Origin of the sequence: Halomonas sp. LC1 (assembly GCF_030247125.1) — a bacterium.
Lineage (GTDB): Bacteria > Pseudomonadota > Gammaproteobacteria > Pseudomonadales > Halomonadaceae > Vreelandella.
On the sequence record NZ_JASSPG010000006.1, the window covers coordinates 74,306 to 100,250 of the forward strand.

Annotated in this window: 23 protein-coding genes; 22 read left to right on the forward strand and 1 reads right to left on the reverse strand. The window is 60.4% G+C overall.

Features of this window, described 5'->3' with window-relative positions:
- Positions 1-24 precede the first annotated feature (24 nt).
- The 17 genes from tsf to tilS all read left to right on the forward strand — a co-directional run bounded on the left by tsf (position 25) and on the right by tilS (position 19,765).
- Complete coding sequence (gene tsf, locus QIT27_RS10925) at positions 25-894, forward strand: translation elongation factor Ts (protein ID WP_253019114.1); 870 nt, start codon at positions 25-27, stop codon at positions 892-894.
- 122 nt (positions 895-1,016) lie between these two features.
- Positions 1,017-1,787: a UMP kinase gene (gene pyrH / locus QIT27_RS10930; RefSeq protein ID WP_285263807.1), complete on the forward strand. Its 771-nt coding sequence runs from the start codon at positions 1,017-1,019 to the stop codon at positions 1,785-1,787.
- A 4-nt stretch (positions 1,788-1,791) separates the two neighbouring features.
- Complete coding sequence (frr, locus tag QIT27_RS10935; RefSeq protein WP_159341010.1) at positions 1,792-2,349, forward strand: ribosome recycling factor; 558 nt, start codon at positions 1,792-1,794, stop codon at positions 2,347-2,349.
- 88 nt (positions 2,350-2,437) lie between these two features.
- Positions 2,438-3,223 (forward strand): polyprenyl diphosphate synthase, encoded by a 786-nt coding sequence (gene uppS, locus QIT27_RS10940; RefSeq protein ID WP_285263808.1) that lies wholly within the window; start codon positions 2,438-2,440, stop codon positions 3,221-3,223.
- Positions 3,216-4,037, forward strand: a complete 822-nt coding sequence (locus QIT27_RS10945; RefSeq protein ID WP_253019112.1) for a phosphatidate cytidylyltransferase — start codon at positions 3,216-3,218, stop codon at positions 4,035-4,037. Before uppS ends, QIT27_RS10945 begins: the two co-directional genes overlap by 8 nt.
- Positions 4,034-5,230: a 1-deoxy-D-xylulose-5-phosphate reductoisomerase gene (gene ispC, locus QIT27_RS10950; RefSeq protein ID WP_285263809.1), complete on the forward strand. Its 1,197-nt coding sequence runs from the start codon at positions 4,034-4,036 to the stop codon at positions 5,228-5,230. Before QIT27_RS10945 ends, ispC begins: the two co-directional genes overlap by 4 nt.
- 43 nt (positions 5,231-5,273) lie before the next feature.
- Positions 5,274-6,632, forward strand: coding sequence for an RIP metalloprotease RseP (gene rseP, locus QIT27_RS10955; protein ID WP_159341023.1), 1,359 nt, complete (start codon positions 5,274-5,276; stop codon positions 6,630-6,632).
- A gap of 100 nt (positions 6,633-6,732) precedes the next feature.
- The gene (gene bamA / locus QIT27_RS10960; RefSeq protein WP_502875202.1) at positions 6,733-9,084 is read left to right on the forward strand and encodes an outer membrane protein assembly factor BamA; all 2,352 of its coding nucleotides are present in this window, start codon (positions 6,733-6,735) and stop codon (positions 9,082-9,084) included.
- A gap of 19 nt (positions 9,085-9,103) precedes the next feature.
- Positions 9,104-9,604 (forward strand): OmpH/Skp family outer membrane protein, encoded by a 501-nt coding sequence (locus QIT27_RS10965; RefSeq protein ID WP_253019156.1) that lies wholly within the window; start codon positions 9,104-9,106, stop codon positions 9,602-9,604.
- Between the two features lie 51 nt (positions 9,605-9,655).
- Entirely contained in the window at positions 9,656-10,693 is a 1,038-nt protein-coding gene (gene lpxD / locus QIT27_RS10970; protein ID WP_285263810.1) for a UDP-3-O-(3-hydroxymyristoyl)glucosamine N-acyltransferase, read from the forward strand.
- Between the two features lie 135 nt (positions 10,694-10,828).
- Positions 10,829-11,272 carry a 3-hydroxyacyl-ACP dehydratase FabZ gene (gene fabZ, locus QIT27_RS10975; RefSeq protein WP_044629712.1) on the forward strand — a complete coding sequence of 148 codons (444 nt, stop codon included), beginning with the start codon at positions 10,829-10,831 and terminating at the stop codon, positions 11,270-11,272.
- Positions 11,269-12,036 (forward strand): acyl-ACP--UDP-N-acetylglucosamine O-acyltransferase, encoded by a 768-nt coding sequence (gene lpxA, locus QIT27_RS10980; RefSeq protein WP_253019109.1) that lies wholly within the window; start codon positions 11,269-11,271, stop codon positions 12,034-12,036. The genes fabZ and lpxA overlap by 4 nt, the downstream gene beginning before the upstream one ends.
- A gap of 28 nt (positions 12,037-12,064) precedes the next feature.
- Positions 12,065-13,240 carry a lipid-A-disaccharide synthase gene (gene lpxB / locus QIT27_RS10985; RefSeq protein WP_285263811.1) on the forward strand — a complete coding sequence of 392 codons (1,176 nt, stop codon included), beginning with the start codon at positions 12,065-12,067 and terminating at the stop codon, positions 13,238-13,240.
- On the forward strand, positions 13,230-13,847 hold the full coding sequence (rnhB, locus tag QIT27_RS10990; protein WP_253019107.1) for a ribonuclease HII: 618 nt from the start codon (positions 13,230-13,232) through the stop codon (positions 13,845-13,847). The genes lpxB and rnhB overlap by 11 nt, the downstream gene beginning before the upstream one ends.
- 42 nt (positions 13,848-13,889) lie before the next feature.
- Positions 13,890-17,393: a DNA polymerase III subunit alpha gene (gene dnaE / locus QIT27_RS10995; RefSeq protein WP_159341031.1), complete on the forward strand. Its 3,504-nt coding sequence runs from the start codon at positions 13,890-13,892 to the stop codon at positions 17,391-17,393.
- 145 nt (positions 17,394-17,538) lie between these two features.
- Positions 17,539-18,495, forward strand: coding sequence for an acetyl-CoA carboxylase carboxyl transferase subunit alpha (gene accA / locus QIT27_RS11000; RefSeq protein ID WP_159341033.1), 957 nt, complete (start codon positions 17,539-17,541; stop codon positions 18,493-18,495).
- Entirely contained in the window at positions 18,476-19,765 is a 1,290-nt protein-coding gene (gene tilS / locus QIT27_RS11005) for a tRNA lysidine(34) synthetase TilS (RefSeq protein WP_285263812.1), read from the forward strand. The genes accA and tilS overlap by 20 nt, the downstream gene beginning before the upstream one ends.
- Here tilS and ppx read toward each other — a convergent pair.
- Positions 19,762-21,312: an exopolyphosphatase gene (gene ppx / locus QIT27_RS11010; RefSeq protein ID WP_285263813.1), complete on the reverse strand. Its 1,551-nt coding sequence runs from the start codon at positions 21,310-21,312 to the stop codon at positions 19,762-19,764. The genes tilS and ppx overlap by 4 nt on opposite strands.
- Before the next feature lie 463 nt (positions 21,313-21,775).
- Here ppx and rho point away from each other — a divergent pair, with 463 nt between their 5' ends.
- From rho to QIT27_RS11035, 5 genes are all read left to right on the forward strand, one after another.
- Positions 21,776-23,035: a transcription termination factor Rho gene (rho, locus tag QIT27_RS11015; protein ID WP_038481222.1), complete on the forward strand. Its 1,260-nt coding sequence runs from the start codon at positions 21,776-21,778 to the stop codon at positions 23,033-23,035.
- A gap of 59 nt (positions 23,036-23,094) precedes the next feature.
- Complete coding sequence (gene ubiD, locus QIT27_RS11020; RefSeq protein WP_285263814.1) at positions 23,095-24,588, forward strand: 4-hydroxy-3-polyprenylbenzoate decarboxylase; 1,494 nt, start codon at positions 23,095-23,097, stop codon at positions 24,586-24,588.
- Positions 24,589-24,629: 41 nt separating this feature from the next.
- On the forward strand, positions 24,630-25,394 hold the full coding sequence (locus QIT27_RS11025) for an NAD(P)H-flavin reductase (protein ID WP_159341041.1): 765 nt from the start codon (positions 24,630-24,632) through the stop codon (positions 25,392-25,394).
- A gap of 64 nt (positions 25,395-25,458) precedes the next feature.
- A complete protein-coding gene (locus tag QIT27_RS11030; RefSeq protein WP_285263815.1) occupies positions 25,459-25,587 on the forward strand; it encodes a hypothetical protein in 129 nt (42 codons plus the stop codon).
- 100 nt (positions 25,588-25,687) lie between these two features.
- Positions 25,688-25,828, forward strand: coding sequence for a hypothetical protein (locus QIT27_RS11035; protein WP_159341043.1), 141 nt, complete (start codon positions 25,688-25,690; stop codon positions 25,826-25,828).
- Positions 25,829-25,945: the final 117 nt, after the last annotated feature.

A 25,945-nucleotide genomic window follows, 5' to 3' on the forward strand; every position in this document is an offset into this window, starting at 1 on the left:
GAACCATTTCCGAGGTGAAATCTCATGGCAGCTATCAGCGCCTCTCAGGTGAAGGAACTGCGCGAACGTACCGGTCTTGGCATGATGGAGTGTAAAAAAGCACTCACCGAAGCCGACGGTGACATCGAAGTCGCGATCGAAAACCTGCGTAAAAGCTCTGGTCTTAAAGCCGCGAAGAAGGCGGGTCGTACCGCTGCTGAAGGTGCGGTCGTTACTCGCGTAGCAGACGATGGCAGCTACGGCGTCATGGTCGAAATCAACTCTGAGACCGATTTCGTTGCCCGTGACGACAACTTCATCGACTTCTCCAACAAGATCGCGGATGCGTTCTTTGCGGCGAAGAACGAAGACGTGGCCGCGGTGATGGCGGGTGACCTTGAGTCCGCTCGTGAGCAGCTGGTTCAGAAAATCGGCGAAAACATCGGCGTACGTCGTGCCGTTGTCGTCGATGCCGTTGACGGTGGTCTGGTGGGCGAATACGTTCACGGCGGCCGCATTGGCGTTCTGACCGTCCTGAAAGGCGGCACCAGCGAAGCAGCCAAAGACGTTGCCATGCACGTTGCTGCGATCAACCCGGCCGTTGCCCATCCGGAAGAGATGCCGCAAGAGCAGCTGGACAAAGAGAAAGCGATCATCCTGGCCCAGCCGGACATGGCCGGTAAGCCTGAGCAGATCGCTGAGAAGATGGTTCAAGGCCGCCTGAAGAAGTACCTGGCCGAGAACAGCCTGACCGAACAGCCGTTCGTCAAAGACCCGAACCAATCTGTTGCTGAGTTCGTCAAAGCAGCCGGTGGCGAAGTGGTCAGCTTCACTCGCTTTGAAGTGGGCGAAGGCATCGAGAAAGAAGAAGTCGACTTCGCTAAAGAAGTCATGGAACAGGCTGGCCGTCGCTAAGGTCAGAGGTTCCAGCAAGAAGATGGCGTGCGCGCGAGCGCACGCCTTCGTGTATCCGGCCCCTGTGAAATACAGGCGCTAGCTCGCCCACCTGTGCCCAGGTCTGCCCCAGGAGAGATGCCATGTCACGTGATATTCAAGAGCCTACCCCTACTGCTGCCCCCAAAATCGATAAGTCGAAGTCGAAATACAAACGTATTTTGCTGAAGCTGTCGGGCGAAGCGCTGATGGGTGAGCACGATTTTGGTATTGATCCGAAAGTGCTGGATCGTATGGCGCTCGAGATCGGCCAACTGGTCGGTATTGGCGTACAGGTCGGTATCGTGATCGGTGGCGGTAACCTGTTCCGTGGCGCGGCGCTCAACGAGGCCGGTATGGATCGGGTCACGGGTGACCACATGGGAATGCTGGCAACGGTGATGAATGCGCTCGCCATGCGCGATGCGCTGGAGCGCTCCAACATTCGCTCCCGCGTGATGTCAGCGATTCCCATGAGTGGTGTGGTGGAGCATTACGACCGCCGCACTGCCATCCGCTATTTAACGTCGGGCGACGTGGTGCTGTTCTCTGCGGGCACCGGAAACCCGTTCTTCACCACGGACTCTGCGGCCTGTTTGCGCGGCATCGAAGTGGATGTCGACGTCGTCATCAAGGCCACCAAGGTGGATGGCGTGTACAATAAGGACCCGGTGAAGCACCCCGACGCCGTAAAATACGACCAGCTCTCCTATGACGACGCTCTGGACCAGAAGCTGGGCGTAATGGATTTGACCGCAATCTGCCTGGTACGTGACCATAATATGCCGGTGCGGGTATTTGATATGAACAAGCCTGGTGCCCTGCTTAACCTCGTGGTTGGAGGCAAGGAAGGCACGCTGATAGACAGAGGGTAACAACGTGATCAACGACATCAAGAAAGATGCAGAGTCTCGCATGAAGAAGAGCGTTGAGGCGCTGCACAGCAACTTCAACAAGATCCGCACGGGCCGTGCTCACCCTAGCATCCTGGATGCCGTGACCGTCGAGTATTACGGTGGTCAAGTGCCGCTGAACCAAGTGGCGTCCGTGAACGTTGAAGATGCGCGTACCTTGACCGTGGCTCCTTGGGAGCAGGGAATGGTGCCGAAAATCGAAAAAGCGATCATGACCTCTGACCTGGGTCTGAACCCGTCCAGCGCCGGTAACGTGATTCGTGTACCGATGCCGATGCTGACCGAAGAGACCCGTAAAGGCTACATCAAGCAGGCGCGTAGCGAAGCGGAAACGGCGCGTGTGGCCGTGCGTAACGTGCGTCGTGATGCCAACGGTGATTTCAAATCCTTGCTCAAGGACAAAGAGATCACCGAAGACGATCAGCGTCAGGGCGAAGACGAGATCCAGAAGCTGACCGACAAATATATCGCTGAGATCGACAAGGCGCTGGCCGCAAAAGAACAGGATCTCATGCAGGTATAACCCCCTGCGTTCACTCTGCCACGGGCGGCTTGGCCGCTCGTGGGCCATCGCTTGGCTTACTTATGACTGATCTTTGGTGCGAGAACCCATGACGTCTCCGCAGCTTCCCCAAGAGCAGCTGGGTGGCACGACGCTTTCTCGATCCGAGGAAGCGCTGCCGTCCCATGTTGCTATCATTATGGATGGTAACAACCGCTGGGCGCGGGCACGTGGGCTGTCCGGTGTACGCGGTCACCGCGCCGGTGTCGAAGCCGTGCGCGCAGTGATCGGGCGCGCGGCAGAGCGAGGCGTCCCGACGCTGAGCCTGTTCGCGTTCTCCAGCGAGAATTGGAAGCGTCCCGCCGCTGAGGTGAACGCGCTCATGGAGCTGTTTTTGATGGCGCTCAAGCGCGAAGTCAAAAAGCTCAACGAGCGCAATATCCGCCTGTCGATTATTGGCGAGCAGCGTGGCTTTTCCCATGCGATTCAAAAGCATATCCAGCGCGCCGAAGCGCTGACCGCCGATAATACCGGCATGCATCTGGTGATTGCCGCGAACTACGGTGGCCAGTGGGACATCGCCCGTGCCGCCCGCCAGCTTGCCGAGCAGGTGGCCGCCGGAGAGCTGTCGCCCGAGGCCATCGACGAAGCACGCTTGGATGCGGCCATGAACACCGACCAAGTACCGCCGGTGGATCTATGTATCCGTACCAGCGGCGAGCAGCGGCTCTCGAACTTCATGCTCTGGCAATTGGCCTATGCCGAACTGCATTTTTCGCCCTTATTATGGCCAGATTTCGATGGGGCGGCCTTCGACCAAGCACTCGACGATTTCTGCTTACGACGTCGCCGCTTTGGAATGACCGACGAACAAATAGAGGCGCAAGGTGCTTAAACAGCGGATGATCACCGCAGCCTGGTTGGCGCCTGTGACGCTGATCGGTCTGTTCGGCTTACAGGGAGGTGCCTTTGCGCTGTTTACAGCGCTGATCGTGCTGTTAGGTACCTGGGAGTGGACCAACCTGGCGGGCGTAGGCGCTTCGCGTACCCGGCTGGCACTGGTCGCGGGAATGGCGGTGCTGCTGGCGCTTTTATGGCTCGGCGGCGCGGCGTATGCGGTGTGGCCGCTGTGGCTCGCTGCTGCCGGTTGGCTACTCAATCTCTACTGGGTGACCCAGTACCCCCACAGCAGCCAGCAGTGGCACACAACGTCGCGCCGCCTGCTGATGGGCGTTTGGGTGTTACTGCCGTGCTGGGTGGGTTTCAATGTACTGCGCGATAGCGGTGCGGTGTGGCTGCTGTTCGTGCTACTGCTGGTCTGGACGGCCGATATCGGCGCCTATTTTGCCGGCCGTCGCTGGGGCAAGCGCAAGCTGGCCCCACGGGTGAGCCCGGGAAAATCCTGGGAAGGCGTCTACGGCGGGTTGGCCGCCACGACGCTGCTGGCGATGCTCTTTGCGCTTTGGCAGCCTCTTGGACCCATGGGCGGGGTAGCGCTGGTGGTGATTACTGCCGTGGTGACGCTGACCTCCGTGCTAGGGGATCTGTTTGAAAGCATGTTGAAGCGCTACCGCAATATCAAAGACTCCAGCCAGCTACTGCCGGGCCACGGTGGTGTGTTGGACCGTATCGATAGCCTGACCGCAGCTATTCCCATCTTCGCGCTGTTCTATCTGCAGGTACTGTCACTTCAGGTGAGCGCGCTATGAGTCACGTCTCAGTTCAGTCGGTCACCGTGCTCGGTGCGACCGGCTCCATCGGTAAAAGCACCCTGGATGTCATCGCCCGTCACCCCGACCGTTACCGTGTGCATGCGCTGACGGCGCATACGTCGAAAGAGTCGTTGCTCGACCAGTGCATCGCGCACTCACCGCAGTTTGCCGTGCTGGATACCGATGCCGATGCCCAGTGGTTGCAGCGAGCGCTGCGCCGCGCAGGTGTCAGCACAACGGCGCTGGCTGGGCAGGAGGCGCTGTGTGAGGTTGCGCGGGCGGCAGAGGTCGATACCGTGATGGCAGCGATCGTTGGGGCGGCGGGGCTGTTGCCCTCACTGGCGGCCGCCGAGGCGGGCAAGCGCGTCCTGCTGGCCAACAAAGAAGCGCTGGTGATGAGCGGTGCGCTGTTCATGGACGCCGTCGCGCGCTCTGGGGCCACGCTGCTGCCGATCGATTCTGAACATAATGCCATCTACCAGTGTCTACCCAGCGAGCATCGTGGCGGGTTAGCCAAGCATGGTGTGCGGCAGCTGCTGTTGACGGCCTCCGGTGGGCCATTCCGTGGCTGGTCGGCGGAGCAGATCGCCAGTGCCACGCCCGATCAAGCCTGTGCGCATCCCAACTGGTCCATGGGTCGCAAGATTTCGGTGGATAGCGCGTCGCTGATGAATAAAGGCCTCGAACTCATCGAAGCATGTTGGCTGTTCGATGCCACGCCCGAGCAGATTCAGGTGGTCGTCCATCCGCAGAGCGTCATTCACTCCATGGCGGCCTACGACGATGGGTCGGTGATCGCCCAGTTGGGGAATCCCGACATGCGAACGCCCATCGCCTATGGCTTGGCTTGGCCTGAACGGATCGACGCCGGCGTGGAAACGCTCGACCTGTTCCAAGTCGCCCGGCTCGATTTCGAAGCCCCTGACGAGACACGCTTTCCCTGTCTGCGCTTGGCCCGGGAGGCCATGCAGGCCGGTGGCGCGGCCCCGGCGGTGTTGAACGCGGCCAACGAAGTGGCCGTCGAGGCCTTCTTGGCGGGGCACATCACGTTCGGGGCGATTCCAGCGCTGGTCGCAACGGTCATGGGGCTGGCGTATCCCGGTCAAGCCGATTCGCTGGAGCGAGTGCTGGCGGCGGACCGCTGGGCGCGCGAGCAAGCGGCACTCACCTTACGTCAGTTAACCGCTTAGTCTCAGTCAACGCTGAGCAGCGCGTCGTGGAAAGGAGCGAAAAGTGGGCCTGATACAGAATATCTTAGCCGTCATCGTCGTGTTGGGACTGCTAGTGACCTTTCATGAGTTTGGTCACTTCTGGGTGGCGCGTCGCTGTGGCGTCAAAGTGCTGCGGTTTTCGGTAGGGTTTGGTAAGCCGCTGTGGTCGACGGTGGATCGCCACGGCACCGAGTTTGCGGTGGCGGCCATTCCGCTGGGCGGCTACGTCAAGATGCTAGACGAGCGCGAAGCGCCGGTGCCAGACGATCAGTTGCATCACGCCTTCAACCGCAAGACCGTGTGGCAGCGCATTGCGATCGTCGCCGCAGGCCCCATTGCCAACTTCCTACTCGCCATCGTCGCCTACTGGGCGCTGTTCGTGGCGGGCACGACGACCGTGGCCCCCCTCGTAGGCGAGATCACTCCGAACTCGCCCGCTGCTCAGGCTGGCTTGGAACAGGGAAGTGAGATCACCGCCATTCAGGGCGAGTCGATGCGCTCCTGGGAGGAGATCAACCTGAAACTGGTGTCCATGATCGGTTTCAGCGGCGACCTCACCATCGAGGCCATGCCGGAGGGAGCAAGTGCGACGCGCGGCTATCAGCTGCCGGTCGATGATTACATGGTACGCCAAGACCCACCGCAGCCACTGCAAACGCTGGGCTTCTCTCCTTGGCAGCCTAACGTGCCGGCGGTGCTTGGTCAGGTCGTCGAAGGACAAGCGGCCGAGGCGGCCGGGCTTAGAGCCGGTGATCGTATCGTCTCGCTCAACGGTGAACCCATCGACGACTGGATGCAGTTTGTCGCGGTGATTCGCGATAGCGCTGGCGAGACCCTGCGCGTTGGGTACCAGCGTGATGGGGAGCAGGGCACGCTTTCGCTCACCCCAGGACGTAATACGCTGGAGAGTGGTGACGAGGTTGGGTACATTGGAGCCGGTGCAGAGCCGTTTAGCTGGCCTGAGTCGCTGCAGCGCGAGATCCGCTACGGGCCGATCGAGGCCGTCGGGCAAGCGCTGTCACGCACCGGTGAGATGGTTCTGCTGACGGTGGATGCGATCCGTAAGATGTTGGTAGGGCTGATCTCCCCGTCCAACTTGTCCGGGCCGATCACCATCGCACAAATTTCCGGCGATTCGGCACGCGCGGGGGTAGAAGCCTTCGTGGGCTTTCTCGCGTATCTTTCGATCAGTTTAGGGGTGCTGAATTTGCTGCCCATCCCCGTGCTCGATGGCGGTCATCTGCTTTACTATTTCGTCGAGGTATTACGTGGGCGGCCGGTTTCTGAGCAAACACAAGCGATAGGGCTGCGCATCGGGTTAGCCATGGTCGGCACCCTGATGTTGATGGCGCTCTATTTCGATTTGATGCGCCTGTGGTAATAACGCGTGTAGCGCGCAGGATGCCTTGTCATCTGCCTGCACAAATGTATATGGTGCCTGTCTTAACCGACGGGCAGACCAACGCGAGCGAACTGACTGCATGAAAATCAAGACCCTTGGAATGGCGGCACTCTTGCTGGTAGGCGCCAGCGGCGCCCAAGCACAATCCTTTGATGTTTCAGACATTCGTGTGGAAGGACTGCAGCGGGTTTCCGCCGCCTCGGTCTTTAATGCGTTTCCCGTGAGCGCGAACGACCGCGTCGACGAGCAGCAGCTCGCCGCCGCCGCACGGGACCTGTTCGCGACCGGACTGTTTGAAGACGTCTCGTTGGCCCGGGAAGGCGACGTGCTGGTGATCCAAGTGGTCGAGCGGCCTACCATTGCGCGCTTGAACATCGAAGGCAATGACCAGATCTCCGATGAAGATCTGCGCAACGGCCTGCGCGAATCGGGCCTGTCGGAAGGCCAAGTGCTACAGCTCTCCACCCTCGACGAGATCGAGCGTGAACTCGAGGGCGTGTATCAAGCCCAGGGGCGCTATAGCGCCGGTATCAATGTGGACGTCGAGGAGATCGATGAAGGCCGCGTACAGGTCAACATCGATATCAACGAAGGCGAAGTCGCCAAGATTCGTCAGATCAACATCGTCGGCAACCAGGATTTCGACGATGAAACTCTGCGGGACGTTTTCGAGTTGAATGACCGCCCAGGGCGCATCTTCGGCTGGTTCTCCAACGACGAGTACTCTCGGGAAGCGCTTTCTGGCGATATCGAGCGTCTACGGTCATTCTATCTGGACCGTGGCTACGTCAACTTTGACGTCACGTCGACCCAGGTATCGATTGGCCCCGAGAAGTCCGACATCTTCATCACCCTCAATATCGATGAAGGCGGTCAGTACCGTGTAGGCGATATCCGCTTTGCCGGCGATCTGCAGATCAGCGAAAACGAAGCCCGCAACCTGCTCGAAATCAACAGCGGCGATATCTTCTCCCGTGGCGATGTCAACGCCTCGACGGAAGCGCTGCGCCAGCGCCTGGGCGCGGAAGGCTTCGCCTTTGCCGAGGTGCAGGGCATTCCTGAAGTGGCCGATGACGGCGAAACGGTCAATCTCGTGATCGCCGTGAATCCAGGTCAGCGCGCTTACGTGCGTCGTATCGAGTTCTACGGCAATACCACGACCCAAGACGAAGTGCTGCGTCGTGAGATGATCCAGCTCGAAGGTGCCCCGGCATCGACGGAGTCGATCACTCAGTCGCGTCAGCGTCTGGAGCGTTTGGGCTTCTTTAGCCAAGTGGAAGTCGACACGCAGCCGGTGCCGGGTGAGCCCGATCTGCTGGACGTGACCTATAACGTGGAAGAGCAGCCTTCAGGTTCGGTCTCTGCCAGCGTCGGCTTTTCGCAGAGCGCGGGCGTGATCTACGGGGTCGGCCTGGCTCAAAACAACTTCCTCGGCACCGGTAACCGCGTCAACGTCGGCGCCCAGCGCAGTGACACCTTCACCAGCGTCAATTTTGCTTTCACCGATCCTTACTGGACGCTGGACGGCATCTCTCGCGGGTACAACGTGTTCTACCGCGAAACCGACTACGCCGACTCCGATATCTCGACCTTCTCGACCGATGCCTACGGTGCCGGTATCAACTTCGGCTACCCCATCAGCGAGTTGTCGCGTCTGAATTTTGGTGCCAGTGTCGAAGACGTCACGGTGAAGACCTACTTCGACACCGCCTCTGAAATCCGCCGCTATGTGGAAGATCAGGGCGAAAACGCACAAAGCCTCAAGCTGACCGCGAGCTGGACACGCAACAACCTGAACCGCGGCATCATGCCGACCGCCGGTAACTACCAGCGCGTCTCGTTGGAAACCGGCGTGCCGGGTAGCGATGCGGAGTACTACAAACTCCAGGCCCGCGCACAGCAGCTCTTCCCGTTTAACGATGACGAAACCTGGGCGCTGAAGTTCAGCGGTAATCTGGGCTATGCCGATACGCTGGGCAGCAACGACCCCTACCCCTTCTACGAAAACTTCTACGCAGGCGGCCTGGGCTCGGTGCGTGGTTTTACCTCCAACACCTTGGGCGAGCGCACCACGCCCGCCCGTGAGGGTGGCCGTGACCGCACCTTGGGCGGTAACGTACTGGTAGAAGGCTCCGCCGAAGTGCTCTTCCCGATGCCGTTCGTAGAGAACCAGCGCTCGGTGCAGCCTTCGCTGTTCTTAGATGCCGGTAACACCTTCTTGAGCTCGTGCTACGACGTGCTCGACGCCGATGCAGGACGCCAGCAGTGCAGCTCCGGCGTGGATCTAGGCGACTTGCGCTACAGCGTGGGTGTGGGTCTTTCGTGGCTGACGCCGGTGGGCCCGCTGACGTTCAGCGTGGCTGAGCCGCTGAATGACGAAAGTGGTGACGATACACAGTTCTTCCAGTTCTCGCTGGGTCAAACGTTCTAATTTAAGGAGTATCACCATGATGCGTAAACTGACCGCTGCTGTGTGTCTATTGGGGGCGATGACCCTCCCGGCCTACGCCGCTGAAGTCGCGGTGTTGGATTGGCGTGCGGCACTGATGAATACTCAGTCGGCCCAATCCTCGCTGAGCCAGCTCGAAGGGCAGATCGGCAGCCAGCAGCGCGAAGCCGAAGCGCTGGGTGGCGAGCTGCAGCAACTCCAGACGCGCCTTCAGCAGGAAGGCGAGACCATGTCGCAATCCGAGCGCGAGTCGCTGATTGCTGAACTGCAGGAGAAGGGCGGCCGCTTCGAACAGCTGCGCCGTGAAGTGCTGCAGGCACAGCAGGCTTCCGAGCAGCAGTTCCTGCAAGGGGCCGAAGCCAAGCTGGAGCAAGCAGTAGAGCAGGTGCTGGAGCGTCACAACATCGACGTGCTAGTGGAGCCGCAAGGCGTACTGCACTCCTCGACGGACCTGCCCAACGTGACGAACGAAGTCACTCAGATTTTCGATTCGCTGAACTAATTTTATGACCCTCGGTGCGGCTTAGCCGCACCACTGCTTCCTTGGGCTCCCATGACGCACGCTTCTCACTACCTCACCCTTGCGGATATCGCACGTCATCTCGACGTTGATTTCGAAGGCGACGCCAATCAGCCAATCCGCGGTTTGGCAACGCTCAAGGAAGCAGCGTCGGATCAGGTCGCTTTTCTAGCCAATCGCGCCTACTTGAAAGACTTGGCCACGACGAAGGCGGCGGCCGTTCTGCTGCATCCAGAGCATGGCAAGAACTGCCCGGTGCCACGCTTGGAGATTGAAAACCCCTACTTGGGTTACGCCAAGCTGTCGCAACTGTTCGATCCGTTACCGGCGCGAGACGTGCCGGGCATTCACCCCTCTGCCGTCGTCGCCGATGGCGTCACGCTGGGCGACGGTGTCTGTGTGCAAGCGAATGCGGTGATCGAGTCTGGCGTCGTGCTGGGAGATCGCGTGGTCGTCGGGGCAGGCAGCGTGATCGGCGCGGACTGCGTGATTGGCGACGACACGCGGCTACACGCCAATGTCACCGTGTGCCACGGCGTCGTGATGGGCAAGCGCGTCATCCTGCAAAGCGGCTGTGTGATTGGCGGTGACGGCTTCGGCTTTGCTCACGATGGGGCAGGCTGGCACAAGATTGCGCAACTGGGTGGCGTGGTGCTTGGCGATGACGTGGAAGTCGGCAGCTGCTCCAGCATCGACCGGGGCGCGCTGGGGGATACGGTGATTGGTAACGATGTCAAAATCGACAGCCAAGTCCAGATTGCGCACAACGTCACCATTGGTGACCACAGCGCGCTGGCAGGCTGTGTTGGCATCGCCGGCTCTACCAAAGTGGGCAAGCACTGTATGCTGGGCGGCGGTGTCGGGCTGTCGGGCCACCTGACCATTTGCGATGGCGTTCAGGTCACGGGCATGAGTTTGGTCACCAATTCGATTCACGAGCCGGGGGTGTACTCGTCGGGTACCGGCGCCATGAGCAACACCCAGTGGCGAAAAAATGCGGTGCGCTTCAAGCAGCTCGACGATATTGCCAAGCGCTTGGCGCGGGTGGAAAAAAGCCAGCGAGAATCGTGAAGAAAGAAGGATTTCCTGAGGGAGTGGCTTGAGGCTTCATAGCAGCAGGTTATAATCCACTGCCTTTTTACCAGTAGGATTACTGGTGCGCGCCTGATACTGCTCAGGCCTTTTGTCATTTTAGAGGTCGTTACGATGGTTATGGATATCAACGAAATTCGCGAATACTTGCCCCACCGCTATCCGTTCTTGCTGGTGGATCGAGTCACGCAGTTAACCGTGGGCGAAACCATCGTTGCGTACAAAAACGTGAGCATCAATGAGCCGTTCTTCAACGGCCATTTTCCTCACCACCCCATCATGCCCGGTGTACTGGTCGTTGAAGCGCTGGCTCAGGTATGCGGTATCCTAGGGTTCAAAACGGTCAATAAGCTGCCGGCTGACGGCTATGTATACTACCTCGTAGGCAGCGACAATGTCCGCTTCAAGCGTCCTGTCATGCCGGGTGATCAACTGACGCTGGAGGCGAACGTGATTCGCGGCAAGCGCGGTATCTGGAAGTTTGCCTGCCGTGCCACGGTAGACGGCGAGCTGGCCTGCGAAGCAGAAATCATTTGTGCCGAGAGGAAGGTGGCTTGATACATCCTACTGCTTTGGTCGACCCAGCGGCACGGCTTGCTGATGACGTTGAGGTTGGCCCGTTCAGCGTGATTGGGCCTGACGTCACGATTGGCGCAGGCTCGGTCATCGGCCCCCATGTGGTGATAAAAGGCCCCACGGTGTTGGGGGAGCGTACGCGTATCTTTCAGTTTGCCTCGGTGGGCGAAGACTGCCAGGACAAGAAGTACGCAGGTGAACCGACGCGCCTAGTGATGGGTGATGACAACGTGATTCGCGAGGGCGTAACGCTGCATCGCGGCACCGTGCAAGACCGAAGCGAAACCACCATCGGCTCCCGTAACCTGTTCATGGCCTACGTACACGTGGGCCATGACTGCGTCATTGGCAACGACTGTATTCTTGCCAACCAGGTGACGCTGGCGGGCCACGTGACGCTGGGCGATCATGCCATTTTGGGTGGCCTGGCCGCCGTGCACCAATTCTGCCATTTTGGCGACCATGCCATGGCGGGGGGGGGCTCGATCATCACCAAGGACACTCCGGCCTACGTGATGATCAACGGTAATCCGGCAGAAGCGCGCGGGCTGAACCTCGTCGGCTTGAAACGCCGTGGGTTTAGTCGCGAAGCGATCGCCGCGCTAACCTCTGCTTACAAGCTGGTGTATCGCCAAGGCTTGACCGTCGAACAAGCGGTCAGTGAAATGCGCAGCCGTTTCGATCTACCGGAAGTCGCGCTGTTTGCCGACTCTATCGAGCGTTCAACCCGCGGTATCGTTCGCTAACCTTTTTCTAACCGGCTCTCCCGTCACTATGACACTGCAGCGCGTATACCTTGTGGCAGGCGAACTCTCTGGCGATATCCTCGGTGCGGGATTGATGCAGGCGCTGCGCGCCCGTCACCCCCAGGTGGAGTTTCGCGGTATGGGCGGTCCCCGTATGGAGGCCCAAGGCCTGAAGAGCCGTTTCCCCCTTGAAACCCTCTCGGTGATGGGGTTGGTCGAGGTGCTCAAGCACCTGCCAGAACTGGTTCGCGTGCGTCGCACCCTGCGCGAAGAGGCGCTGGCCTGGCAGCCGGACGTCATGATCGGTATCGATGCACCGGACTTCAACATTGGGCTGGAGAAGCAGCTGCGTGCCGCTGGCGTCACGACGGCCCACTACGTGAGCCCCTCGGTATGGGCGTGGCGGCAGGGGCGGGTGAAGAAGATCGCCAGCGCCGTGGATGCCATGCTTACGCTGCTGCCCTTCGAGGCGGACTTCTATCATCGCCACCGAGTGCCGGTCGCCTTCGTAGGCCATCCGCTTGCCGACGAGCTGCCGCTGGAGAATGATCGTGCCGAGGCCCGCCGTACGCTAGGGTTGAACGCGGACGCGCCGGTTCTAGCGCTGCTGCCCGGCTCCCGGCGGAACGAAATCCGTTTTATGGGTGCCACCTTCTTAGATGCGGTGACGCTGCTGTGCCAGCGCCACACAGGGTTGCAGGTGGTGATACCTGCGGCCACCGCCCAGCGCTATACCGAGCTTGGCGAGCTGCTATCAGGCTACCCCGCGTTGGCCCAGCGGGTCACGCTTCTGGAGGGCCAAGCCCGCGAGGCGATGGTCGCCAGCGATGCGGTACTGCTGACCTCCGGTACGGCGGCGCTAGAGGCCATGCTCTGCCATCGCGCTATGCTGGTGGCGTACAAAATGGCGCCCGCGACCCATTGGCTCGCCAAACGGCTGGTGAAAACCCAGTGGATCTCACTACCCAATTTGATTGCCCAGGAGAGCGTGGTGCCTGAGCTGATTCAGCACGCGGCCACGCCGGAGGCGATTGCCGAGCAGATAAGCCAGCTACTTAGCGATGCCAAGACGCGTCACGCTCTGGAGGCACGCTTTGCCGCGATGCATGCCACGCTGCAGCGCACGGCCAGCGAGCGCGCCGCGCAGGCGATTACCGCCTTGGTTGCAGGCGAGCCGCTGGAGGCTAAACCGGATGGCGACTAAACCAGCCGACTTTCCGCCGCTCGTGGTGGAGTATGCGGGGGATTTTCTGGCGGGGGTCGATGAGGTCGGCCGTGGGCCGCTGGTGGGGAGCGTGGTAGCCGCCGCCGTGATTCTGGACCCCAAGGCACCTATCGACGGCTTAACCGACTCCAAGAAGCTCACTGCCCGCAGGCGTGAGTCGTTGGATGTGCTCATTCGCGAGCGTGCGCTGGCGTTTGCAGTGGCGGAGGCGAGCGCTGAAGAGGTCGACTCGCTCAATATCTATCATGCGACGCATCTGGCCATGCGCCGCGCGGTGGATGCGCTGCTTCCCCAGGCCGAATACCTGCTGGTGGATGGCAACCGCCTGCCGGGGCACGCGCTGCCGGGCCAGGCCGTGGTGAAGGGCGACGCCCGCCACCCCGCGATTGCCGCCGCCTCGATTCTGGCCAAGGTGGCGCGGGATGCACAAATGGCCGAACTGGATCTGCGCTATCCTGAATATGGGTTTGCCCGCCACAAAGGGTACCCCACCAAAGAGCACCTGGCGGCGCTGGAAGCCCACGGTGCACTGGCCGAGCACCGCAAAAGCTTCGCGCCCGTACAGCGCCAGTTAGCGCTGCTGTAGTCGCACACTTCATTTTGTTAAGCGTTCAATGCTGAGAGTCCCATGACGGTTCCGTTCGTTCATCTTCGTTTGCACAGTGAATACTCTCTGGTCGATGGCTTGGTTAAACTCAAGTCACTGGTCAGCACGACCGCTGAGCGCGGGATGCCGGCGCTGGCGCTCACCGACGAAGCCAACCTGTTTGGTTTGGTCAAATTCTACAAAGCCGCTCAGGGCGCCGGGTTGAAGCCGATCATTGGCAGCGATCTCTGGCTCTCAAATCCCCACGACGATGCCCACCCGTACCGCATCACGCTGCTAGCGATGAACGATGTGGGCTATCGAAACCTGACCGAGCTGATCTCCAAGGGCTGGACCGATGGCCAGCGCCAGGGGCGGGCAATCCTCGATAAACAGTGGGTGCTGGCGCAAAGCGAGGGGTTGATTGCCCTGTCGGGCGGGCGCGAAGGCGAGATTGGCCGCCATCTGCTCTCCGAGCACGAGCGGGAAGCGCGCCAACTGCTGGAAGAGTGGCAGCAGGCGTTTCCCGACCGCTTCTACCTGGAACTCATCCGCACCGGCAGACCTCTGGAAGAGGCGTGCGTACACGCCAGCGTTCAACTGGCGATCGACACCGGCACGCCCGTCGTCGCCACCAACGACGTGCGCTTTCTAGAGCGTGAAGACTTCTGGGCCCACGAAACCCGCGTTGCCATTGGTGAGGGGAAGGCGCTGGACGACCCGCGCCGCGAGCGCCGCTACACCGAAGAGCAGTACCTCAAAAGCCCGGAAGAGATGGCAGCGCTGTTTGCCGATATTCCCGAAGCGCTGGAAAACAGCGTGATGATTGCCGAGCGGTGCAGCGTCGATGTGCGCTTGGGAGAGATCTTTCTGCCCGAGTTCGGCATTCCTGAAGGCATGACCCAGGATGAGTTCTTTCGCAAGGTCTCCCACGATGGCTTGACGGAGCGGCTCGATTTCCTGTTCCCCGCCGAGCAGTACCCGAGAGACAGTGACGCGTTTCGCGAGATCGACCAGCGCTACCGCGACCGGCTGGAGTTCGAGCTCAACGTTATCATTCAGATGGGGTTCCCTGGTTACTTCCTGATCGTGATGGACTTTATCCAGTGGGCCAAGGACAACAACGTGCCGGTAGGCCCGGGGCGTGGCTCCGGTGCGGGGTCTCTGGTGGCCTATGCGCAAAAAATCACCGACCTGGACCCCATCGGCTACGATCTGCTGTTCGAGCGCTTTCTTAACCCTGAGCGTGTCTCCATGCCCGACTTCGACGTCGATTTCTGCATGGAGAAGCGCGACAAAGTCATCGAGTACGTGGCTGACCGCTATGGCCGTAACGCGGTCTCCCAGATCGTCACCTTCGGCACCATGGCCGCCAAAGCCGTGGTGCGCGACGTTGCCCGCGCTCAGGGAAAGCCCTACTCACTGGGGGATAAGCTCTCCAAGCTGATTCCCTTTGAAGTGGGCATGACGCTGGCCAAAGCCATCGAGCAAGAGCCAGCCCTCAAGGAGTTCATCGAGAACGACGAAGAGGCCGAAGAGATCTGGGAAATGGCCCTGAAGCTCGAGGGCACCACGCGCGGTACCGGCAAGCACGCGGGCGGCGTGGTGATCGCCCCCACCAAACTCACCGACTTTTCGCCGCTGCTGTGCGACGAAGATGGCTCGGGGCTGGTGGTGCAGTTCGATAAGAACGACATCGAAGACGCCGGGCTGGTGAAGTTCGACTTCCTGGGCTTGCGCACGCTGACCATCATCGACTGGGCGCTGGAGATGGTGGACAAGGTGCGCGACGCTGCTGGCCAAGGCCCGCTCAATATCGACGCCATCCCCCTGGACGACGGCAAAACCTTCGAGATGCTCAAACGGGCGGAGACCACCGCGGTCTTCCAGCTCGAATCCCGCGGGATGAAGGAGCTGATCAAGCGCCTGCTGCCGGACTCGCTGGACGATATGATCGCCTTGGTGGCCCTATTCCGCCCCGGTCCGCTGCAGTCGGGCATGGTGGATGACTTCATCAACCGGAAACATGGCCGGGCGGAAGTCTCTTATCCACACCCGGATTATCAGCACGATCTGTTGAAACCGGTGCTGACGCCCACCTACGGGATCATTCTCTACCAAGAGCAGGTCATGCAGATCGCTCAGGTGATGGCAGGGTACACCCTTGGCCAAGCCGACATGCTGCGCCGTGCCATGGGTAAGAAAAAACCCGAAGAGATGGCCAAGCAGCGGGCAGGCTTCATGGAAGGCTGCGCGGCCAACGGCATCGATAAGGATCTGGCGGGCAACATCTTCGACCTGGTAGAGAAGTTCGCCGGTTACGGCTTCAACAAATCACACTCGGCAGCCTACGCGCTGGTGTCGTATCAGACCGCATGGCTGAAGGCGCACTATCCAGGCCCCTTCATGGCGGCGGTGATGTCCACGGAGATGGACAACCTGGACAAAGTGGTGCCGCTGATCGAAGAGTGCCGCCACTTGAAGCTCACCGTGACGCCGCCGGATGTCAACGTAGGTGGCTACAAGTTCACCGTGGATACCGACGGCCGGGTGGTGTACGGCTTGGGGGCGATCCGTGGCGTCGGTGAAGGGCCGATTGGTGCCATCGTCGAAGCGCGTCAGGCCGACGGGCCGTTCAACGATCTGTTCGACTTCTGCCGTCGTATCGATCCGAAACGGATGAACAAGCGCACCCTGGAAGCGCTGATACGCTCTGGCGCGTTGGATAATCTGGGGCCCAATCGGGCGGTGCTGTTCGCGGCGATGGAAGATGCGCTGAAGGCCGCCGCACAAAATCATGCTAACCAGAACCTGGGCATGATGGACATGTTTGGCGATGCCTTTGCTGCCGAGGAAGAGACCAGCGATGTCTACGCCGAGTATCGTCATGTGCGCGAATGGACCGACCGTGAGCGGCTCTCCGGTGAAAAGGACACCCTGGGGCTCTACCTGACCGGACACCCCATCGACGAGTACGAACGCGAACTCAAACGCTTCGTGTCGACCCGTATCAGCGATTTGAAACCCTCCCGGGAGCCGCAGCGGGTAGCGGGCTTGGTGGTCGCCATGCGCACCATGAAGTCCAAACGTGGCGACACCATGGCATTCATCACCCTGGACGACCGCACCGGACGTATTGAAGCGTCGCTGTTCGGCGAACTTTTCGAGCAGCTACGCGGCCAAATCGAATCGGATCAAGTGATCATCGTGGAGGGCGAAGTTTCCAGCGACGACTTCTCCGGCGGCCTGCGCCTGCGCGGTAAAGACGTGACGCCGATGGTCACGGCCCGCGTGCGCTACGGCCAAGCCGTCGAGCTAGCGCTGGATGCCGGACAGATCAATGGCCGCTTGGTCGACAGCCTGCGGGATAGTTTGACGCCCTTTCGGGATGACACTGGACTGCCCGTGCGGCTGCAGTACCGCCATCCGGACGCGGTCGCTTGGCTGGAGCTGGCCGAGGAGTGGAAGGTTGCGCCGAGCGATGATCTGCTGCTTGCGCTGCGTGATGTGCAAGGGCAGGTAGGCGTCCAGCTACGCTACCGTTAATCACCCCGCGTGTGAGCGCTCCAGGGCGCTCGTGCGGAATTGGGCGGGCATTGCCTTGCGTGGCAGGGTCAGGGTGCGATAATGGCGCCCAATATGCGCGTTTCGACAAGGCTTATTTTTTATAGGCAGCTTACAGGCAGAGCCGATGAATCCTAACTATCTCGATTTTGAACAGCCCGTTGCCGAACTCCAGGCAAAAATTGAGGAGCTGCGTTTGGTGAGTTCCGACAGCCAAGTGAATCTCTCTGATGAGATTTCACGGCTGGAGGAGAAGAGCCGCAAGTTGACGGAATCCATCTTCAAAGACCTGACACCGTGGCAGGTGTCGCAGCTTTCGCGGCATCCCCAGCGTCCTTACACGCTGGATTACTTAGCGCACATCTTCACCGATTTCGACGAGCTGCACGGCGACCGTAACTTTGCCGACGATGCCGCTCTGGTCGGCGGGATCGCCCGCTTGAACGATGCCCCGGTCATGGTGATTGGACATCAGAAAGGCCGCGACGTAAAAGAGAAGGTGCGCCGTAATTTCGGCATGCCACGCCCGGAAGGCTACCGCAAGGCCTGTCGCCTGATGGAGATGGCCGAGCGTTTCAAGATGCCGATTTTGACCTTCATCGACACCCCAGGGGCCTATCCGGGTATCGACGCCGAAGAGCGCGGCCAGTCGGAAGCGATTGCCTATAACCTGGCGGTCATGTCGCGCTTGAAGACACCGATCATCTCCACCGTGGTGGGCGAGGGCGGCTCCGGCGGCGCGCTGGCGATCGGCGTGTGCGACGAGCTGCACATGCTGCAGTACTCCACCTATTCGGTGATTTCTCCGGAAGGCTGTGCCTCCATTTTGTGGAAGAGTGCCGAGAAAGCCTCCGACGCGGCCCAGGCCATGGGCATCACCGCCGAGCGTTTGAAAGAGCTGGGCTTCGTGGACTCGCTGATCAAAGAGCCGCTGGGCGGCGCTCATCGTCATCCGGTCGACACCGCTGCACGGGTGAAGGATGCGCTGTCGGCTAGTCTCGAACGACTGCAGGCGCTGGATAGCGACGCCCTGTTAGAGCGCCGCTACGCGCGCTTGATGAGCTATGGCGCCCCAGCCGCCTAACCGGCTCTTAGGCCTGCTCGATGACGCCCTGGCGGAGACCCCGCCGGGGCGTTGCGTTTGGGTCGCCCTCTCCGGCGGACTGGACTCCTCGCTGCTGCTGGCGCTGGCTGCCGAGGTGTGTCGCGGCAGCGGCCATAGGCTGCGCGCGCTGCATGTCAATCACTGTCTTCAAGCCGCTTCCAGCGCCTTCGAGCGTCACTGCCAGCAGCTGTGCGAGCACCAGGGCGTCCCACTCACCATCGAGCGTGTGACCGTCGATGAGCAGGGGGACGGGGTGGAAGCCGCTGCCCGGCGTGCCCGCTACGCGGCCTTTGCGCTGCATGTGCCTGCGGGTGACACCCTATGGCTGGCGCAGCATCAGGACGATCAGGCAGAAACGTTGCTGCTGGCGGCGCTGCGGGGCAGCGGCATTCGCGGGCTGGCAGGCATGCCATACCGACGGGAGTGGCAGGGCATTACGCTACTACGCCCGTGGCTTGGCGTCAGTCGCCAAACGTTGGCCGATACGGCTCACGCGCTATCGCTTGACTGGTGTGAAGACCCCAGCAATCGCGATGTGGCGTTTGATCGTAATCGCTTGCGCCATGAGGTCTTGCCAACGTTGGCGCAGCGCTGGCCAGGGGCGGTGCGCTCGCTGGCCCAAAGCGCAGGGTGGGCTGGCGAGGCCGATGCGCTGCTGGCCAGCTACGCCGCCGATGAGTTGGCCGCACTCACGCTAGCGCCGGGCTGCCTCGACGCGTCGGCACTGGTGGCGCTGCCAATGCCCCGCCAGCGCCTGCTGGTGCGTACGCTCTGCCAGCAACGAGGGCTGCCAACGCCTCCCCAAGCGCGTTTGACCAGCTTGCTCGACCAGCTGAACGCTGCCCGGGATGCTCAGGTGCTTGTGGAGTGGCCCGGTGCCCAGGCGCGGGTGTGGCGTCGCAGGCTTTATCTCATGACACCTGTGAGCGCGCTACCGCATTGGCAAATGCCTTGGGACGGCACGCCGGGGGTGACAACGCCCCTGGGGCCGCTGCAGCTTCGCCTGGCTGACGATAGCGATTCAGTCGCCCCCGTCATGCTGCGCAGGCGACGAGGCGGCGAGGTGCTCGACCTGCCAGGGCGTGGTCGACGCGACCTAAAACGCTGGCTGCAAGAGCAGGCACTGCCACCCTGGGAGAGGGAGCGTTTGGTGATCGTCATGGCGGGGGAGCGTTGTCTGGGGGTGCTGCAACCGCCTGCCCAAGTGCTCTGGCAGGCGGAAGGGACTGTGTTTCAGCGCGAGGGTTAGGCAGGGTTGTTCAAGTGGAGCACAAACCCTGCATTGGCCATGAAGGCCTGCTCCTGCTCCAAATCGGTGCTGAGCAGCGTGGGTTCATCGCTGGGGGGCAGCGTGATGGTCAGCGACTCGTCTTGGCTGTCCGCGTTGATGTCAGGCGGTAAGGGAGCGCCTTCCGGGCGGGAGTGGTTGATCAAGACGGCGAGGCGCAGCAGGCGAGCCAGTTTGGCGGCGCTTGGCTGCTGCGAGGCCGGCAGGGCTTGCCACTCCTTGGTCGGGAATTTACGCCGATGGGCGCGCACCAAAAACGCCAGCAACCGCTGCTCAGGGCGAGAAAAACCGGCCAGGTCGGAGTGTTCGAGAAGATAAGCGCCGTGGCGATGAAACTGGCTGTGAGAGATCGCCAGTCCGATTTCATGCACATGGCTGGCCCAGGTCAGGTAGTGGCCCTGCTCGGCGGTCAGTTTCCATGCCGTTTTGACCTCATCGAACAGACGCGTGGCCGTATCGGCCACGTTTTCCGCTTGGCGTGTATCGACATCGTAGACCCGTTTGAGCATCTCCAGTGTGTTGGAGCGGGTGTCTTCGGCGCTATTGCGCCCGGCCATGTCGTACAACACGCCTTCGCGCAGCGCGCCATCGGCAAAGCGCATCTGCTCGAGATCGAAAGCCTCGAAGATGGCGCTCAAGATGGCAATGCCCGCAGGGAAAACGCGCGCCCGATCGGGTTTCAAACCCTCCAGTTCGACTTTGTCGAGCTGTTTGCACTTGAGCAGCCGCTCGCGCAGCTTCTTGAGTCCGCTGCGCGTGATCACTCCCTCTTGTGGCGTGTCACCATAGGCGAACAGGACGCTAGCGGCGGCCTTGATCGTGCCGCTGGAGCCCACGGGGTCGTCCCAACCCAAGCGCTGGTAGGGGCGCTGGATGTTGGCCAGCTCCGAGAGGGCCGCCAGCTCGGCGCGGCGCATGCGTTTTTCGGTCAATTCGCCGTCGGCGAAAAAGCGACCGGTAAAGGTGACGCATCCCATGCGCAGGCTCTCCAGCGCTTTGGGTTCGAAGGCCTCGCCGATAATGAACTCGGTGGACCCGCCGCCAATATCGACAATCAGGCGGCGGCCGCTTTCTGCCAGCGCGTGAGCGGCGCCCAGGTAAATCAAGCGGGCTTCTTCGCGTCCGGCAATGATCTCGATGGCGTGGCCGAGCTGGGCTTCCGCGCGCTCGATGAACGTTTGGCTATTGTGAGCGTCACGCAAGGCGTTAGTGCCCACGACGCGAAGGTTAGGGCCTTCGATATCGGTCAAAAACGGCGCAAAGCGGCCCAGGCAGTCGAGCGCGCGCTGCATGGCGGCCTCGCTGAGGTAACCGTTCTCGTCTAGTCCTGCCGCCAGTTGGACCTTTTCACCCAAGCGTGCCACTACTTGTAAACGTTCGTTCTGGTAGTTGGCCACCAGCAGGTGAAAGCTATTGGAGCCAAGGTCAATGGCGGCTAGGCGCTGCGGCTCACCGCTCTCGAACTCGGCAGTGGGGGCGGCGATGGGGAGCGAAATGTCCTTGGGCATGAGCTATCCTTCAAATTGGCTATGCCAAGGTTGCGGTGACCTCTGACTATTGTCAATTGCCAAAGGCTTGCGTTTGTCGCGGGCCTTGACTACCATCGAGCTACTGGCTTGATCCGAGTTGGCTTGTTCGTCTTAACAAGCGCACTGACTCGGGCACCCCGAGCAGTACGTATCCAGATGGCATCAGCCAGATGTCCAAGTCGTCAGATAACCCGCTGAAACGCATTCTCCGTGCCAATCAGATTAACTAGTTTATTTGCACCCTCATGCTAAGCAGTCAGTAATGCCACGTCTACGTGTTCGGCATTGTCGCGGCGACTGCCCAGCTTTTATCACTCGAGCGTGTGCCTAGATGGGGTCTGAACGCATCACTCGGCGCTTAGCCCTATGATTTCGGCCACGCCTCCTGTCTTATTCCCGGCGCCTAGCGCCTAGCTTTCATGAGCAATTTTCTAACACACCGATGAATCTCACTGAACTCAAGCAAAAAACCGTTCCCGAGCTGCTCGATATCGCCCGCGAAATGGGCATCGACAACCTGGCCCGTTCGCGCAAGCAGGACATCATTTTCGCCATCCTCAAGAAGCACGCCAAAAGTGGCGAGGATATCTACGGCGACGGTGTGCTGGAAATTCTTCAGGATGGCTTTGGCTTCCTGCGGAGCGCCGACAGCTCGTACCTCGCCGGACCGGACGATATCTACGTATCGCCTTCACAGATTCGTCGTTTCAATCTGCGCAAGGGCGACTCCATTTCCGGCAAAATCCGTCCGCCCAAAGAGGGTGAGCGCTACTTTGCCCTGCTCAAAGTCAGCCAGATCAACTTTGATCGCCCGGAAAACGCCAAGCACAAGATTCTCTTCGAGAACTTGACGCCGCTGTTCCCGGACGACCGTCTGCGCATGGAGATCGGCAACGGGTCGACCGAAGACCTGACGGCCCGAATCATCGATTTGACTGCGCCGATTGGTAAGGGCCAGCGCGGCCTGCTGGTGTCTCCGCCGAAAGCAGGTAAGACGCTGATGTTGCAGAATATTGCTACCTCCATCACGCGTAATAACCCCGAGTGTCATCTGATCGTGCTGCTGATCGATGAGCGCCCGGAGGAAGTCACCGAGATGTCCCGCACCGTGCGCGGTGAAGTGGTCGCTTCCACCTTCGATGAGCCGCCTGCCCGCCACGTGCAGGTAGCCGAAATGGTCATCGAAAAAGCTAAGCGCTTGGTAGAGCACAAGAAAGACGTCGTGATTCTGCTCGACTCCATCACTCGTCTCGCACGTGCCTACAACACCGTGGTACCCAGCTCTGGCAAGGTGCTCACCGGTGGTGTGGATGCCCACGCGCTCGAGAAGCCGAAACGCTTCTTTGGTGCCGCGCGTAACATCGAAGAGGGCGGCAGCCTGACGATCATCGCTACCGCGCTGGTCGATACCGGTTCGAAAATGGACGAAGTCATCTTCGAAGAGTTCAAGGGCACCGGTAACATGGAAGCGCACCTGGACCGCAAGCTGGCGGAAAAACGCGTCTTCCCGGCCATCAATATTCGCCGCAGCGGTACGCGTCGCGAAGACCTGCTGGCCTCTGAGGATGAAATGCAGCGCATGTGGATTCTGCGTAAACTGCTCAACCCGATGGAAGATACGGCGGCCACCGAGTTCTTGATTGATCGTCTGAAAGACACCAAGACCAATCTGGAATTCTTTGAAGCCATGAAGCGCCGCTAAGGCGCTTTGCATAGGCGTAGCGCCAAACGGCATCAGACAGCCGGGTTGAGGAGAGGGCATTGAAGTACAACGACTTGCGCGACTTTATTGCGGCGCTAGAGGCCAAGGGTGAGCTAAAGCGCATCACGGCCGAAGTAGATCCCTACTTGGAAATCACCGAAATCTGCGACCGCACGCTGCGTGCCGGTGGCCCTGCACTGCTGTTCGAAAATGTGAAGGGTCACGACATGCCGCTGTTGGGCAACCTGTTCGGTACTCCGAAACGGGTAGCGCTGGGCATGGGGCAGGATTCGGTCGAGGCGCTACGAGAAGTGGGCAAACTGCTGGCTTTCTTGAAGGAGCCGGACCCGCCCAAAGGCCTGAAAGATGCCTGGGACAAACTGCCGATCTTCAAGCAGGTGCTAAGCATGGGGCCCAAAAGCGTCAAGCGTGCGCCGGTACAGGAAGTCGTTTACGAAGGCGATGACGTGGACTTGGGCCGCTTGCCGATCCAGCACTGCTGGCCGGGCGATGCGGCACCGCTCGTCACTTGGCCGCTGGTGATCACCAAAGGGCCGCACAAAAAGCGCCAGAACCTGGGGATCTATCGTCAGCAGAAAATCGGCAAGAATCGCCTCATCATGCGCTGGCTCTCCCACCGCGGCGGCGCACTGGATTTTCTCGAGTTCCAAAAAGCCCATCCCGGTGAGCCGTTCCCCGTGGCGGTGGCGCTAGGCGCTGACCCAGCGACCATTCTTGGCGCAGTGACGCCGGTACCCGACACGCTGTCAGAGTACGCCTTTGCAGGTTTGCTACGCGGTTCGCGCACCGAGCTAGTCAAGTGCGGCCATGCGGATCTGGAGGTTCCTGCCTCCAGCGAAATCATTCTGGAAGGCTTCATCTACCCAGACGATATGGCACCGGAAGGGCCATTTGGTGACCACACGGGGTACTACAACGAGGTGGATCACTTCCCGGTCTTTACCGTGACGCGGATGACCATGCGTCGCGATGCGATCTATCACTCCACCTACACCGGCCGTCCGCCTGATGAGCCTGCCATTTTGGGCGTAGCGCTCAACGAAGTGTTCGTGCCCATCCTGTGCAAGCAGTTCCCTGAAATCGTCGATTTCTACCTGCCGCCAGAGGGCTGCTCCTACCGTATGGCAGTCGTCACCATGAATAAGCAGTACCCCGGCCACGCCAAGCGCGTGATGATGGGGGTATGGAGCTTCCTGCGACAGTTCATGTACACCAAGTTCGTCATCGTGCTGGATGACGATGTGGATGCACGCAACTGGGAAGACGTGATGTGGGCGATCACTACGCGCATGGATCCCGCTCGTGACACGGTGATGGTGGAAAACACGCCCATCGACTATCTCGACTTTGCGTCGCCGGTGTCTGGGCTTGGCTCCAAAATGGGCTTGGACGCGACCAATAAGTGGCCCGGCGAAACCGACCGTGAGTGGGGAACGCCCATCGTCATGGACGAGGCGGTGAAAACCCGTGTCGACGAGCGCTGGGACGAGCTGGGCATCGACATTCCGTTACCCACACCGCGCCACGGTTAACCGGCCGTGCGGGCCGAACGATTTTCCATAAAGAGGCTTTCATGAGCGCTACGTTAACGTGCAAAACGCTAACCTGCCAAGTCACGGCCGTTGAGGATCTCAATCCTGACGTGTTCAAAGTGACCCTCGCCGGGCGCGCCGAAGCAATGCAGCACGCCCCTGGTCAATACCTCGAGTTAATGCTGGACGAGGCGACGTGGGTGCCGTTCTCGATTGCGAGCTGCGACCGGGGCGACGGTACACTAGAGCTGCAGATTCAGCACTGGCCCGAGCGGGACAACTCCCAGCGCCTGCGCCAACTGCTGCAGGTGGCGAATCAGCTCACCGTTCGTCTGCCGAGCGGTGAGTGCGTGTTGGATACACAAAGCGAGCGCCCGCTGCTGCTGATTGCCGCTGGCACGGGGTTTGCTCAAATGAAGGCCATCATCGAGGCCGCACTGCGTGATCAGCCTGCACGGCCCATTTCCCTATGGTGGGCGAACCGCGAGCATCGCGACCTGTATGCAGAAGATCTCGCCTGTGCGTGGGCACAGCAGCATGATCAGGTGGCGTTTCATGCAGTCACCGAGTTTCCGCTCACCGAGCCGCTCGCACCTGGGGAGCGAATCACTCACCACCAGGGCCGCGTCGATTTGGTGCTGGAGAGCGAACTGGCTAAGGCCCCCATCACGCCAAGCGACTGTGATGTCTACCTCTCGGGCTCGCCGGGCATGGTCTACGCCTGCGTGGACGTACTGGAGCGCTTGGGCGTGAACAGCGAGCGAATGTTCTCGGATGTATTTGCCTACGCTCCCCGGCCTCACTAGAATAATCCATCACTTTTGGCGTACGGCCCGTGCCGTGAACTCGACCCATTATGAGGAGGCTGTCATGGCCCATCACGACGACAATTTCAAAGACGACTCTGGCATCCTGCCGATTATTCTCGGTATTGTGATTCTGGTCGGTATGAGCGCGCTGCCCGCCACCATTGGCTGGATTCAGGCGTTCGGCAGCTAATCATTTGCCTGATCTAACCGGCGCGTAATTCCCGGTTGCCATTTGGCGAATGCGCAGGCAGGATAAAGACAGTTCGTTATTGATCGATTGAGGAAGCCCTATGTCACACGCCACGCTGCTATCAAGCGTCACCGCTAAACCGGAAACGGTGGCGTGTGCTTGGGCGAGCGTGGGGACGACTCAATTCGGTTACTATGCAGCGTATTGGTTTAGCCACGGTGTGCCCCTGGCCGACGCCTAACGTCGCGCCAGCAGGCACACCGCCTAGGTTGCCTGCCGCATGCAAAGAAGCCTCGGTGGGTAACTCCACCGAGGCTTCTTTCGTTTCATTCATCCGCATTTTTCATAGGTAGATTAT